A 13557-nucleotide genomic window follows, 5' to 3' on the forward strand; every position below is an offset into this window, starting at 1 on the left:
TGGATTAAGTTATTAGAGAACTCATAAACGGCCAGGCTTTTCTGCGAACGGAGCTCGCCCTTCCCGCGCCAGCTGGCCTCCTCCACAACGCTGATGCGACTGCCTAACACAGTGAAGTCTTCTAATTGGCTTTGGCACGATGGGCAAGACGTAAAGTAACGTAAGCGTAACTCGAACCACACCTATTCAGTCATAGTTTAAAGCCATAGGCTACCATCAAGTTTAACCAATAAGGTGGTAGCATCATGAGCCGAGCATACCGAACTCGCGAGCAATGGCGTGAGCTCATTGCTGAATTTGAACAAAGCAACCTGAGTCAGAAAGACTTTTGTGAGCCACGCGGCATAAATTCTGCCTACTTCAGTCAACGTCGAGCAGAGCTTAGGCGCGAAGCTGAAGATAATGACACGAGCTTTGCTCTAGCGGTGCCTCAGTCGGCCACCGCGCAGCAAACCTTGCAGCTTCGTCTTGGCCAAACCGAATTGGTGTTGCCGTTGTCGGTATCACCGCGTTGGGTCGCGCAATTGGTCAAAGAGCTCAGCGCATGAAGATGTTCGTTGAGCCACCGGCAATCTACTTACACAAGGCGCCGGTCGACTTTCGTAAAAGCATTAATGGCTTGAGTGCCATTGTAGAGAGTGAAATGGCGCTCTCACCGTTCAGTGGTGCGCTATTTATTTTTTGCAATCGCCAACGCGATAAGCTCAAGGCTCTGTATTGGGATAAAACAGGCTTTTGCTTGTGGTACAAGCGTCTTGAGGAAGCCAGGTTCAAATGGCCGAAAAAGATGTCAGGCAGCACCATTTCCCTGACTGAGCAGCAATGGGCATGGCTTTTGGATGGTCTGGATATTACCCTGATGAAAGGCCATCAACCACTGCATTTTAGCTCGATAACATGATCGTTTTTTTCATATAGGGATCAAGCATAAACCATGATTTTTCGATCACTAATCGGTCTAAGAAAGCCTTTATCTGTTGCGGTTTAGCGCCGATTTATGCGGTATAATGTCCGCATGAAAAAGATTGATGCAAACACACTTCCAGACGATGTTGAAGCACTCAAAGCTATGCTGCTTGAGCAGCAGGCTGAGAAGGCTCGACTGCAACAAGAAAGTGAGCGCTGGAAGCGTGACTTCTATCAGTTATTTGAAAAATGGCAGCTTGAGCTGAAAAAGCGTTTTGCGGCCAGTGCTGAAGGTCTTCCGGGTCAAGGCGACTTGTTCAACGAAGTGGAAGACATCCTCAATCCTGATGAGGAAGAGGTCGCTGTCGAACAACACGTTGCCTACACCCGAAAACTACCGCGCCGTGCCAGACTCGATGCATCATTGCCGCGTAAAGAAGTCATTCACGATATCAGCGATGACGATAAAACCTGCGAATGCTGTGGCACGGACATGCATCGCATGGGCGAGGATGTCAGCGAGAAGCTCGACTTCATCCCGGCTAAAATGCAGGTGACTCGACATATTCGACCTAAATACAGCTGCCGCACTTGTGAGCAGCAAGGCACTGAAACCAGGATAAAGCAGGCACCGGTGCCGGCAAGCATGCTGCCAAAAAGCATCACTACGCCAAGCTTACTGGCCCAAATCATTACAGCGAAGTTCCAGTATGGCCTGCCGCTGTATCGCCAGGAAGCCATGTTCAAGCAAGCAGTTCGGCGCCGATATCAGTCGCCAGACCATGAGCCGTTGGTTGGTAGCGGTGAGTCAAAAACTTGAGCCACTGTACCAGCGCATGCATGACCTTCTCGTGCAACAGCCTGTGCTGTGGGCGGACGAGACAACAATAAAAGTCATCCAGTCTGAGAAAAGAAAATCCTACATGTGGGTGTATGGTTGCGGCACAGATAAGCCGCCGCCCGGTAATACCTCATCACCACCCAACATCGTACTGTATGACTACCAGGATGGTCGCGGCGGGTCACATCCGAAGGACTTCCTGCAGGGTTACCGTGGGCCATTGCAAGTGGACGGCTATCAAGGTTACGAGCAAACTGATGCTATCCTTGCCGGTTGCTGGGCACATGCCAGACGTAAGTTCGTGGACGCCAAAACCGTGCAGGGGAAAAAGAAAACCGGTAAAGCAGATGTTGCGATTGCGTTTATTCAAAAGCTGTATCGTGTTGAACGGCTGATGGCTGATAAGTCAGCGGATGAGCGTTTGCATGCACGGCAAAGCGAATCCGCAGCTGTAATGAGCGACTTGAAAGAGTGGCTTGATACGCAGTTAAACCAAGTGCCACCGACGAGCGTGATAGGCAAAGCCGTGCAATATACATTGAACCAATGGTCGAAGTTGCAAGTGTATTTAACCGACGGACGCATTAATATCGATAACAACCGCGCCGAGCGCGCTATCAAACCGTTCGTGATTGGTCGCAAAGCTTGGCTGTTTGCCAATACCTACGGTGGAGCGGATGCCAGTGCGGTGCTGTACAGCTTGGTAGAAACCGCCAAAGCCAACGGCCTGCAACCGATTGACTACCTGATGAGCCTGTTCAAGCAGTGGCCACTCATTAACGACAGCGATAATATCGACCACTTACTTCCCTGGAATATCGAGCTCACACCCTAGCGTCAATTATCTTGGCCGGTTGTGTGGTTCGAGTTACGCTTACAAAGTAACCGCTCATCGCCTTAACCAAGTTTTCTTTGCCACTGGTCTCGATACTAATTTTGTCGCCGCTAACGGATAACCACTGCACGTCTTCCGTCACATATTGCGCCATTTTCTCTGCATCGTGGGCATTGAATGCCGCGACAAACCGTTCAACCTGCTGCAGGCGACTCGTTTCTGCCAAACTAGGCACCGATAAAACAAAGCAGAAAAATATAAAGCAGTAACGTAGGTAACGCATGATCAGTCCTTAACCCATTATTACAGGGTATGCTCACGGCGAGCTTCAATTTGTTTCGCTGGCAGCATACCACCAATGATGGGTTCCAGCGCAGCCTGAACGTTTGGAACTAATTGGCCAAACTCAGACAGCATAACCGCTTCATCGACTTGCTCATTGAATACCAGAGTTACCTTTAAACTCTGCGGAAAGCGCTGGTAATCCACGTCGTGCGTCAGCCAAATAAAGCCTTGATGGTCAAATTTGGCCTCTTCACACACCTGGGTCAGCTCGCGGATGATTTCTCGTTCGATTTTTTTGTCATTTTTTCGCATAAGCAAACTTTTTTTCCTGGGTGTATCGACAAGTTAATTGCTAGTGCTAACGCGCCTTATGTATAAAAAAATCTATTTTCTATACATAAACATCTTTTCATATATAATGTTTACGATTATTTATATATATTTCGGTATTAATGTACAGAAAAGGCTAAAACTTATATGTCAGCTTCGCTACCACACTAAAATCGAGTTTGTCGTTGATGAACTTAGCGTTACGCGAATTACAGCGACAAAATACCTGGAGCAACTTGTTGAGCACGGCTTTCTGAAAAAACAACGCATTGGTCGTGCTAACTATTATATTAACGAGCCTTTATGCGCTCTTCTTGTGTCTCGAGGGTAGTTTTTCTAAAACCAATACGGAATCACATCGACTAACAAACGGCCAGCGATCAGATACATTACCGCACTGATTAATGCATTGATAATACGCCACGTTTTTGGTTTATTCAGTTTGTTAGCGAGCTTTTTTGCAACAAATACCAATGTGTAAAACCACGTTGCGGAGGCACATAAAGCGCCGGCCACGAACCACGGTCTATAGGCTTGCTCAAGCCCGGCAGTAACGCCGCCGACCAGAACAACGGTGTCGATATAAACATGTGGGTTTAAAAATGTCATCGCAAAAGCCATCAATAATGCGCTTTTAAGCGATGTTCTTTTGCTTTCATTCTCGTCTACCGATAATCGACTTTCACCTTTTATTGCGGCCTTTAGCGCGTTACTTCCATACCAAATTAAGAAAATAGCACCGGCTAAGCTCAGCATTTGTCCCCAGATGCTTTCAATCGAAAAGAGCGCGCCAACGCCAAACACACCCGCACCAATAAGTAGGATATCGCCGATAAAGCAAACCGTCGCGGCTGCAAACGGATGATTATTGGTTAGCCCAGTTTTCAACAGAAATGCATTCTGGCTACCAATTGCGATAATCAAACCACCAGAGATCACGGCACCCATGACGAATACACTGACAAACTCAAACATTATCACTTCCTGCGTTGTTCTAATCGTTTAAGTCAACGATAATGGAAATCATCGACAGTTTAATATAAAGAAACAAATAGTCAATATAATGACCATGAAAGATAAAACAGCTATTAATGAAGCTATCGCAAAACGCGTTAACAACTTTCGTAAGCAGTACGGAATGTCCCTTGATGAACTGGCTAAAAATGCCGAAATTAGCAAGGGAATGCTTGTGCAAATAGAGAAAGGGCGTGCAAACCCAAGCATAGGGATTCTGTGTAAATTAGCCAATGCACTCGCTGTTTCTGTTGCTGATATCGTAGCTGTGTCAGACGATCCAAAAGTAACGATTCGACAGCCTCAGGATATTCCGACACTTTGGAATGGTGATCATGGGGGCTCTGCTCGACTGCTTGCCGGTTCAAAGGGCGCTATCATGATTGAGTTATGGCGGTGGTCCATGTTTCCCAAAGAACAATTTGTATCTGAAGCGCACTCTAACGGAACCATTGAACTCATTCACGTTGAGGAGGGTTGTTTAGACGTTTTGGTGAATGAAGAAACTTATACTTTATCGGCAGGTGACTCAATGACCGCTGAAATGGACGTTGCTCACACCTACCAGAACAGCACTAGCGATCCCGTTCACTTCACTATGACGGTTTATGAAAAGTCTCGGTAGGCGTTTCATAACAACAGTGGCGTCAGGGGAAAGTGAACAGTCGTAGCGCTGGCTTAGCCAATGCGCTTAACTATCATGGTTTGTCTTTTGAAGGCACGCATCACCGAGGTATTGATGATGCGTTAAATATTGCTCGATTGCTGCGGTTTACTGAGCTGTAAGATCTCACCTGCGGTAGAACCGCAGGCTACGTCAAAATGCATTATTCGATGTTCTGGATCTGCTTGTTGATTGAAAATATAATAATCCTTAAAATCAATAAGTTAGGATATATTTATCAAGATTCATTTTGACTATACTCACCGATGTACTCACCAGTCGGCGGAAGTGTAACCTGCTTTTTACTGCTCGAAGTTGTTTGCGTAACAATCGTAAAGTAGATCGGCAAACTGTTTTTCGTCAATAACGCGGGTTGCTGGGAGTTGAAAAAGTTGCATCACATAGACGCCAAGCGTCTAAACGTTTTCTTGTGTTGCGCAAGAATCATTCGTGCCTCGGTATAAACTAGGCGTTGCCCCTCTGGAGTATCTAGGTTCAGTTGCTTAGTTGGTTTGATCTTCGGTCGACCAACCGGTTTTTTAACACCATATTTTGCGAGTTTATTTTCCATGACCGCACGCCACCTTTTCAGCCGTTGAAACTCAACTTTGTAGCCAATGAAATTTTATTACAAACTGCTAAGTAACACCATTTATAACAGAAATTAGGTTCGTACACATGTGTACGAAGGCACTAGTCTCCGACTTTATAGGTTCGATTCAGTCAGTTTAACGTGTCTATTGTTTCTTGTTTTTCGACATAAATTCTTCTTAGATAGATATCATCGACCGACCTTAATAGAACTCTGAAAATCAGCTAGTACGCTGGATATTACCGCCGAATATGGTGTTATTTCGCCAGTTGGCATCCATCAACTGAGAAGGGCTTTACCAAAATGGCTTGAGGATGCTGAAAACGGGCTGAGTGATACTTTCCGCACGCTTCTTAATAGTTTGGCGGAGGATCTTCGTTACCTCGATGACCGCATCAAAAGTCTTGATGAGAACATCACTGAGAATGTCCAAAAGGATCCCGTTGCGCGTCGCTTGATGACGTTGCGTGGCGTTGGACCATTAACCGCAAGTGCACTTTCCGGGGCGCTGGGTGACGGCAAAGCTTTTCGAAAAGGACGTGATTTTGCAGCGTCTTTAGGATTAACACCCAGACAGCACAGCACCGGCGGCCGGGAACGATTACTCGGAATTAGCAAGCGCGGTGATGGCTACCTCCGCAAGTTGCTTGTCCATGGTGCACGAGCGGTACTACGCCATGTTGATAGAAAAAGTGATGGGCTGAGTCATTGGTTAAAATGTCTGGTCAACCGTAAGCACATTAACGTAGCGACCGTTGCGTTGGCTAACAAAACGGCCCGAATTGCCTGGGCGTTAGTCGCCAATGAAACGGCTTATGATGAAACACTTGCAGCTGCAAGTAGATAATCTGATGCTAAAGTAACAAACAAATTTTAACAGGATAAACTCAACACCACGATTGCAAAGCTTTTGCTTGATGGCGAACAGGTCGAACCGGCACTGAGAAACTCCTTATGTGACGAAGAGCCTTGAGCTCGTGTAAGCGTTTGGAAATCAGTGCGCGAATAGCCCATTAAGGTCCGGTGCCTACCGATGCGGCATCTTTTTAGAGACCGAATACACGTAGGCAGTCGTACCTACTCGCGATTGAACAAAATGCTTGCAAAAGAGGAGGAGTCCATACACGCCACAGGTCTTCCGAATTATACAAGTTGTAGCCATTTCGGGGATCTTTTCGTGGCCGAAGTAACCCTTCACGGTTATAGAAACGAACGGTGTCCGGAGAGACATCCGCCAAGTTTGCAATTTCATTGACTTTCATCGTGCCCACATCGCTCGCATGAAACAGATCCCGATATATCAGAGGAGAAAACGCCAGCATGACCACTCTGAAACTCTCTCAATTTGTTATTGCATAAATGAAGTCGACCTTTATCCGCCCGTCGCCACCTTTACGTTATTGATCGGTTGGCTTTTCGACCAAGCGACTAACCCAAGGCCTCCAAGGATCATCGGCAAGGTCAACAACTGCCCCATGGTCACCCAGTCAAGGGCAATGAACCCCAGTTGCGGGTCGGGGAGGCGAACAAACTCGACCGCAAAACGGAAAATTCCGTAGAGCAACAGGAACAGGCCGGACGTTGCGCCCATCCGACGAGGGTGGCGTGAGAACCACCACAGCACCACAAACAGCACAACACCTTCCAGGGCAAACTCGTACAATGACGACGGGTGACGTGGCGCCGACCCCATATTCGGGAACACCATGGCCCAGGGCACGTCGCTGACCCGCCCCGGGAGCTCGTGGTTGATAAAGTTGCCAAGGCGCCCCGCCCCCAGGCCAATTGGCACCAGTGGCGCTATAAAATCCGTGAGTTGGAAAAACCGCAGGTTCTGCTTGCGGGCGAAGACCAAGGCTGCAATCAGGACGCCGGTCAAGCCGCCGTGAAAACTCATGCCCCCTTCCCAGACCTTGAACAGCCAAAGCGGATTGTCTGCCAGCTTGTCAAAACCGTAGAAGAGCGCATAACCGACGCGGCCACCGAGAATGACGCCCATCGCGCAGTAGAAAATCAATGTTTCAACAGCGTCTGCGTTCAACCCGAGTCGATGAGCCCGACGACGCCCCAGCCACCAGGCCGCGAGAAAACCGACAAGGTACATCAGGCCGTACCAATGAATTTTTAGCGGGCCCAGCGCAATGGCTACCGGGTCTATTTGAGGATACTGAAGCATAAGCTTTCCTGATTTCGTGATTGAAAGTGCGTTAGGGTTTTAATCAGTAACACGTTCCGCTCCATTGGCTGTCTCCTCCAATCGTTGCCTGGCAACAGCAATACCGTTGCGCATGGCCTGTGCGGACTCGTTGTCGCCGAAGCCAGCCAATGCCCGACGCCAGTAATTGATCGCCTGTTCATAGCGGCCGTCGTCAAAGGCCTCGACCCCCAGTATGCCCAGCGCCGTTGGCTCACGTGGATCCTTGTCGAGTATTTCGTCGATCAGCGCATGCACTTCATCGGTCAGGCTGCGCCCGGCCACAAAGAATTTGATCTGGGCCAGTTGGGCCAGTAGGTCAACTCTGCGGCCTTCCAGTTCGATCAGTCGTTCCAGGGCGCCAATCGCCTGCCCCGGTTGACCGATCTTCTGGTAAAGCGGAAACAGCAACGACCAGACCTTGGGATTATCCGGCTGAGTCTCGGCTTCCTCTTCGAGCCGGCCAACCAGGGTTTTCATTGAGGCGCCGGGCGTATTGAGCGCATTCTGTTGGGCGGCATACAGGGCCAGATCGCCATCGGCACCCAGCCATCGATAGCCGATGATGCTGGCACCCATGACTGCCGTTATCACCAGTGGAATCATCAAACGTCCTGACACGGGGCGCCTGAGAGGCATTCGGCGGCGGGCCTCGGTGTCCTCCAGCAGATTGCGGTCCAGCTCGTGGCGGCCTTCTTCAAATCGGGCGACGTCAATCTCGCCGCGATCGCGGGCGCTTTCCAGTGCTGAAAGCCGGCGCTCATAGACGGCGAGGTTTTGCGCCTCCGCATGATCATCGGCCTCAAATCGCTGCTGCCAGTCATGGATCGCCCTTGCTCTTCGCAACGGTAGACTCAGGAACCACAGCGCAAGCAGCAGCAGTGTGCCGATACTTAACCAGAGCATAGTCATTCCGATCCCTCACGGTGACGATGAATCAGGGAAGACAGGCGGGTACGCTCCTCCTCGGAGAGCGGCCGCACTCGCCGGTGCCTGCGCGCCCGGACAAACGCAATCACAACCAGGGCGCCTCCTGCTACCAGCGCTGCCGGCAACGCCCAAAGCAGCCACGTTCGCCCGTCAAGGCGCGGATTGTAAAGAACGAACTCGCCAAAACGATTAGCCATGAAATCAAGAATTTCCTTATCCGCACGCCCCTCATGAAGCATCAGCGCTACCCGCTCCCGCATGTCCGCCGCCACCGGCGAATCGGAGCTGTCGATGGCTTGAGCATCACATTTAGGGCACCGCAATGACGCCGTAAGGTCGCGATAACGCTCCGCCATCACCGGATCCTCGAAATGACGCGCATCAATTGCCGTATCCGCCATCGACTGGAACGAGGCCATCAAAAGCACGATGACCACACAGCAACGGATCTTCAGGGTTAGCGCCATTTCTCTACCTCCATCATGACTTCATCCACCTGGGCGGGCGTTATGTACCCAACGTGCTTGTATCGAACGATACCGTCTGCGTCGACCAGGAAGGTTTCGGGCACGCCATACACGCCAATTTCAAAACCCAGGTCACCGGCAGGATCGAAGATGTTGACCTCGAAAGGTTTTCCGAACTCTTCGAGAAACTGTCGCCCCAGGTCACGGGCGTCTTTATAGTTGATGCCCACCATCTGAATGCCGCGCTCGGAGAGCGCCAGTAGCTGGGGCATTTCCTCCTTGCAGGTCGGGCACCAGGATGCCCAGACATTGACCAGAGATATCTGCCCGCGAAGCAGGGATTCATCCACCTCGGTATCAGGGTCCTCCAGCGTCGGGAGCGTGAACGCGGGAAACGCCTGGCCTATCAGGGCTGACTCGCGAGCACTGGGATCCAGCGAAAGCCCCCGGTAGTCGCCGGAACAGCTCCCGACCGGGCATCTGCTTCCAGCGTGAGACCAGCCCCAGTCCCATAAAGGCACACAGCATGACGGTCAGTGGCACGAACAGGCTATTAAAGTAAGGCGCGCCGATACTGATTTTGCCCAGCCCGAGTGCATCCAGGATCAAGGGGTACAGGGTGCCCATCAGGACCGTGATCGTCATGATGACCAGCAAAATATTGTTGATCAGCAACAGTGCATCCCGGGAAAGCCAGCTAAAGCCCGCGTTGGCGCTCATTCGCGGCGCCCGTAGCGCAAAGATCAACAGCGAGACGCCAACCGTTATACCCAGCAACGCGAGAATGAAGAGCCCCCGTGACGGATCATTGGCAAAGGCATGAACCGAGGTCAGTACCCCTGATCGCACCAGGAAGGTGCCCAGCAACGAGAGTGAGAACGTGAAAATCGCTAGCAGCGCCGTCCAGCTCTTGAACGTGCCGCGTTTTTCCGTGACCGCCAGTGAATGTATCAGCGCTGTCCCGCTCAGCCAGGGCAGGAGCGATGCATTTTCCACCGGATCCCAGAACCACCAGCCGCCCCAACCCAGCTCATAGTAGGCCCACCAGCTACCCAGAGCGATGCCGAGGGTCAGAAAGGCCCAGGCAATGTTGGTCCACGGCCGAACCCAGCGCGTCCAGGCCGCATCGAGACGCCCTTCGATCAGCGCAGCGATGGCAAAAGCAAAGACCACTGAAAAACCCACATAGCCCATGTAAAGCATCGGCGGATGGATGATCAGGCCAACATCCTGCAACAACGGATTCAGATCGGCACCGTCGGCGGGCATGCCCGGCAACAGGCGATCAAAGGGACTGGACGTAACGACGATGAAAAGCAGGAACCCTGCGCTGACGACACCCAGAACTCCCAGAACCCGTGCCAGCATATCCCGTGGCAACTGGCGGGAAAACAGACTGACGGCAAAGCCCCAGCCACTGAGAATCAGACTCCATAACAGCACCGAGCCTTCATGAGAGCCCCAGACGGCGGTAAACTTGTAGTACCAGGGTAGCATCGAGTTCGAATTACGGGCCACATAGTCCACGCTGAAATCATCCAGAAGAAAACTGGCGGTCAGGCTGGCATAAGAAACCAGTAGAAAGGCAAATTGCCCCCATGCCATGGGCTCTGCAAATGCCATCCACAACGGGCGCCGGGTGGCGGCTCCCAGCAAGGGCACGGTCGCCTGAAGCAGCGACAGGCAAAGTGCAATCAATAACGCGAAGAGACCAACTTCAGGAACTGTCAGGGTAAGCATTTCGGGGCCGTGTTCGGTTAAGGGTTCAGCGATGACCGAACCTATCGGTGAGGGGTTCTCAGGTATTGCTACGTCAGCCAGCCGCACGGCCGGCTGACGAATACCCTATTACTTCCGACCAGGTTGGCGGGTAACGCGCAGATACGGTGTCTGCTCATCCCATCCGTCGGGGAAGCGCTCTTTGGCCTCTTCGTTGGAGAGCGACGGAACGATGATCACATCCTCTCCATTCTTCCAGTCCACCGGCGTGGCCACTTTGTGGTTGTCGGTCAGTTGGAGCGAATCAATGACGCGCAGGATCTCGTCCAGATTGCGCCCCGTGCTGGGCGGATACGTTAGCATCAGACGGATTTTTTTCGCGGAATCAATAATGAATACCGTTCGAACAGTCACCTTGGGATCGGCTTTTGGATGGATCATTCCGTACAGGTCGGCAACCACCTGATCCTTGTCTGCCAGCAGGGGAAAATTGAGCCCCGTGCCCTGGGTTTTCTCAATGTCCTTGGCCCAGTCGTTATGGGAGTCGAGCGGATCAACGGACACCCCGATCAGCTTCACTCCACGACTGGCGAACTCGTCCTTACGCTTGGCGAAGGCGCCAAGCTCTGTGGTACAGACGGGGGTGTAGTCGGCGGGGTGTGAAAACAGCACGGCCCAGTCGTCTCCCAGCCACTCATGAAACTGAATGTTTCCCTCGGTGGATGCGACGGTGAAATCGGGAGCGGTTTCTCCAAGTTGCAATGTCATCGTTTCATTCTCCTTTGCTTTGGCTGTCGTTCTTGGTTTGTCAGCACAGACGATATCCTTAAAGTCAACTTTAAGGTCAAGACGTTTGTCAGATGTTTTTTAGCCTGATCCATCGAGCTCGACGTTCGTGCCCGATTTTTCGGGTATGAAACTGACATAGAGGAAAAGCACGGTGCCCAGCACAATGGCGATATCGGCAAGGTTAAAGGCTGGCCAGTGCCAGGATTGCCAATAGACATCAAAGGAATCCACAACATAGCCACGAAATATCCGGTCAATCAGGTTGCCCACGGCACCGCCAAGAATAAGGCTGTACGCGATGGCTTCTCCCCTGCGGCGGCACTGAAGAATCAGCCCGATCAGTACAATCGAGACAACTACCGCGACTGTGATAAGAAAGTATCGCTGCCAACCTCCGCCATCGGCAAACAGGCTGAATGCGGCGCCGGTGTTCCAGACATGAACCCAGTTAAAGAACGGGGTCACCGGAATCGATTCGCCATACGCCATTGACTGCTGGACCAGCCATTTTACAACCTGATCAGACGCCGCAATCAGGCCCGAAATCGCCAGCAGGCTATACGGCAAGAGTTTTTTGGTAACGATGGACATTGTTTAACCCTTAAGCGCCAGGATGCGCCTGGCCCCGTTGAGTACGATAACCCCCGCAATGCTGCCGATGATCAGGTCCGGGTAGTTGGAGCCAGTCCACGCGACCAGGGCGCCAGCGGTAATGACCCCCAGATTGATCACCACATCGTTGGCTGAGAATATCCAGCTCGCCTTCATGTGGGCACCGCCCTCCCGATGTTTGGATATCAGCAGCAGACAGGTGGTATTGGCGATCAATGCAATGAACGCAATCCCCATCATTACCAGCGACTCCGGCTCACTGCCGAAGACAAAGCGCCTCACCACCTCTGCGAGTACGCCCACAGCCAGTATCAGTTGGAGTACGCCCGCAAGATGCGCCGCACGCACCTGCATTTTCACGCTGTGCCCAACCGCATACAGGGCGAGCCCATACACGGCCGCGTCGGCAAAATTGTCCAGGGATTCTGCAATCAAACCGGTGGAGTGCGCGATCAGGCCGGCCGTCATTTCCACCACAAACAGGACAGCATTGATACCGAGCAACCAACGCAGGGTGCCCGACTCCTGCTCGGCCGAGATAGCCGTACCCCCGAGCGCCTTGATTGATTCAGGGTCGGCAGCGGCCGTTTCCTGAAGCGAAGCTCCCAGCCCGAGGGTCGCCAGCTTCGCGGTGATAGGCTCAGCCTCGCCATCGTGCACAACCTTCAACCGCCGATCAGACAGGTCGAAGGACAGCCCGCGAATGTCTTCAAAACCATTCAGGGCCAGTCGAATCATCCGTTCCTCCGAAGGACAATCCATCTTCGGTACGGTATACACACTGATCCAGTTGCCGGACGCTTCAGAGGCCCACGACCCGGTATTACCCTCGGCGGGTATTGCGTCGCAGCCACAGGCGCCTTCACAGGATTTACTCATGATACGGCTCCACTTGAGTATTGTCGGATTATGATTTAAAACCATATAGCCACTATAAGGTCAATAGAGCAGATACCATTTGTTGAGGAGACACCCGATGCGCATTGGTCAGTTGGCGCGGTCCGTAGGGGTTGACACCCAGACCATCCGTTTCTATGAGCGAGAGGGCTTGTTACCACCGCCGGATCGTCAGGACAACGGCTACCGTATTTACACCGAACGGCATGTTGAGCGACTGGCTTTTATCCGGCGCTGCAGAATACTTGAGCTGTCACTCGCTGAAATTCACGAGTTACAGCGTTATCAGGGCGCGCCCCATCAGCCTTGCAGGGCCATCAACACCTTGCTTGATGATCACATCGCTCAAGTACGGTCTCAGATAACCGATCTGCAGGTACTGGAGAAACAACTTGTGTCGCTGCGAGCGAGTTGTAACGATGATCGGGAAATTGAGGCCTGCGGGGTTCTCGAAGGGCTCAGCGAAGGAAGCATGCAGTAGT

17 protein-coding genes and 3 pseudogenes are annotated in these 13557 nt (G+C 51.7%); 8 read left to right on the forward strand and 12 right to left on the reverse strand.

Annotation, left to right across the window (positions count from 1 at the left end):
• Positions 1-245 precede the first annotated feature (245 nt).
• The 3 genes and pseudogenes from KZ771_RS09830 (at position 246) to KZ771_RS09840 (ending at position 2582) form a co-directional block, all read left to right on the forward strand.
• Complete coding sequence (locus tag KZ771_RS09830; RefSeq protein ID WP_290653156.1) at positions 246-548, forward strand: hypothetical protein; 303 nt, start codon at positions 246-248, stop codon at positions 546-548.
• Positions 545-901 (forward strand): IS66 family insertion sequence element accessory protein TnpB, encoded by a 357-nt coding sequence (gene tnpB, locus KZ771_RS09835; RefSeq protein ID WP_290653158.1) that lies wholly within the window; start codon positions 545-547, stop codon positions 899-901. The genes KZ771_RS09830 and tnpB overlap by 4 nt, the downstream gene beginning before the upstream one ends.
• 114 nt (positions 902-1015) lie before the next feature.
• A pseudogene (locus tag KZ771_RS09840) lies at positions 1016-2582 on the forward strand (IS66 family transposase).
• Here KZ771_RS09840 and KZ771_RS09845 read toward each other — a convergent pair.
• Together KZ771_RS09845 and KZ771_RS09850 are read right to left on the reverse strand one after the other, a co-directional pair.
• A complete protein-coding gene (locus KZ771_RS09845) occupies positions 2572-2808 on the reverse strand; it encodes a nuclear transport factor 2 family protein (RefSeq protein ID WP_290653160.1) in 237 nt (78 codons plus the stop codon). The pseudogene KZ771_RS09840 and the gene KZ771_RS09845 sit on opposite strands and share 11 nt — an antisense overlap.
• Before the next feature lie 77 nt (positions 2809-2885).
• Positions 2886-3179, reverse strand: a complete 294-nt coding sequence (locus tag KZ771_RS09850) for a hypothetical protein (protein WP_290653162.1) — start codon at positions 3177-3179, stop codon at positions 2886-2888.
• A 106-nt stretch (positions 3180-3285) separates the two neighbouring features.
• Between KZ771_RS09850 and KZ771_RS14335 the strand changes: the two genes are divergently transcribed.
• Positions 3286-3528, forward strand: coding sequence for a hypothetical protein (locus KZ771_RS14335; RefSeq protein ID WP_365996476.1), 243 nt, complete (start codon positions 3286-3288; stop codon positions 3526-3528).
• Positions 3529-3533: 5 nt separating this feature from the next.
• Here the strand turns inward: KZ771_RS14335 and KZ771_RS09855 are convergent, their stop codons facing one another.
• Positions 3534-4172 (reverse strand): LysE/ArgO family amino acid transporter, encoded by a 639-nt coding sequence (locus KZ771_RS09855; RefSeq protein ID WP_290653164.1) that lies wholly within the window; start codon positions 4170-4172, stop codon positions 3534-3536.
• Between the two features lie 88 nt (positions 4173-4260).
• Here KZ771_RS09855 and KZ771_RS09860 point away from each other — a divergent pair, with 88 nt between their 5' ends.
• The 3 genes and pseudogenes from KZ771_RS09860 to KZ771_RS09870 all read left to right on the forward strand — a co-directional run.
• Entirely contained in the window at positions 4261-4836 is a 576-nt protein-coding gene (locus tag KZ771_RS09860) for an XRE family transcriptional regulator (protein WP_290653166.1), read from the forward strand.
• Positions 4837-4868: 32 nt separating this feature from the next.
• Positions 4869-4997 carry a hypothetical protein gene (locus tag KZ771_RS09865; protein ID WP_290653168.1) on the forward strand — a complete coding sequence of 43 codons (129 nt, stop codon included), beginning with the start codon at positions 4869-4871 and terminating at the stop codon, positions 4995-4997.
• Positions 4998-5705: 708 nt separating this feature from the next.
• Positions 5706-6314, forward strand: a pseudogene (locus KZ771_RS09870) (IS110 family transposase); the annotation flags it as partial.
• Between the two features lie 199 nt (positions 6315-6513).
• Here KZ771_RS09870 and KZ771_RS14340 read toward each other — a convergent pair.
• From KZ771_RS14340 to KZ771_RS09910, 9 genes and pseudogenes are all read right to left on the reverse strand, one after another.
• Positions 6514-6789, reverse strand: coding sequence for a MerR family DNA-binding transcriptional regulator (locus tag KZ771_RS14340; RefSeq protein WP_365996477.1), 276 nt, complete (start codon positions 6787-6789; stop codon positions 6514-6516).
• 50 nt (positions 6790-6839) lie between these two features.
• Positions 6840-7643: a prolipoprotein diacylglyceryl transferase gene (gene lgt / locus KZ771_RS09875; RefSeq protein ID WP_053115065.1), complete on the reverse strand. Its 804-nt coding sequence runs from the start codon at positions 7641-7643 to the stop codon at positions 6840-6842.
• A gap of 39 nt (positions 7644-7682) precedes the next feature.
• Positions 7683-8573: a c-type cytochrome biogenesis protein CcmI gene (ccmI, locus tag KZ771_RS09880; protein WP_290653176.1), complete on the reverse strand. Its 891-nt coding sequence runs from the start codon at positions 8571-8573 to the stop codon at positions 7683-7685.
• The gene (locus tag KZ771_RS09885) at positions 8570-9058 is read right to left on the reverse strand and encodes a cytochrome c-type biogenesis protein (RefSeq protein ID WP_278367922.1); all 489 of its coding nucleotides are present in this window, start codon (positions 9056-9058) and stop codon (positions 8570-8572) included. The genes ccmI and KZ771_RS09885 overlap by 4 nt, the downstream gene beginning before the upstream one ends.
• Positions 9049-9579, reverse strand: coding sequence for a DsbE family thiol:disulfide interchange protein (locus tag KZ771_RS09890; RefSeq protein ID WP_290653179.1), 531 nt, complete (start codon positions 9577-9579; stop codon positions 9049-9051). Before KZ771_RS09890 ends, KZ771_RS09885 begins: the two co-directional genes overlap by 10 nt.
• Positions 9488-10798, reverse strand: a pseudogene (nrfE, locus tag KZ771_RS09895) (heme lyase NrfEFG subunit NrfE); the annotation flags it as partial. The gene KZ771_RS09890 and the pseudogene nrfE, both read right to left, overlap by 92 nt.
• A gap of 108 nt (positions 10799-10906) precedes the next feature.
• A complete protein-coding gene (locus KZ771_RS09900) occupies positions 10907-11545 on the reverse strand; it encodes a peroxiredoxin (RefSeq protein WP_036206316.1) in 639 nt (212 codons plus the stop codon).
• Positions 11546-11644: 99 nt separating this feature from the next.
• Positions 11645-12157 (reverse strand): signal peptidase II, encoded by a 513-nt coding sequence (gene lspA, locus KZ771_RS09905; RefSeq protein ID WP_141066969.1) that lies wholly within the window; start codon positions 12155-12157, stop codon positions 11645-11647.
• Positions 12158-12160: 3 nt separating this feature from the next.
• Positions 12161-13057, reverse strand: a complete 897-nt coding sequence (locus KZ771_RS09910; RefSeq protein WP_290653187.1) for a cation transporter — start codon at positions 13055-13057, stop codon at positions 12161-12163.
• 97 nt (positions 13058-13154) lie between these two features.
• Between KZ771_RS09910 and cadR the strand changes: the two genes are divergently transcribed.
• Complete coding sequence (gene cadR, locus KZ771_RS09915; RefSeq protein ID WP_008173755.1) at positions 13155-13556, forward strand: Cd(II)/Pb(II)-responsive transcriptional regulator; 402 nt, start codon at positions 13155-13157, stop codon at positions 13554-13556.
• Position 13557 lies beyond the last annotated feature (1 nt).

The sequence above is a fragment of the Idiomarina sp. genome, assembly GCF_019431395.1.
Taxonomy (GTDB): Bacteria; Pseudomonadota; Gammaproteobacteria; order Enterobacterales; family Alteromonadaceae; genus Idiomarina.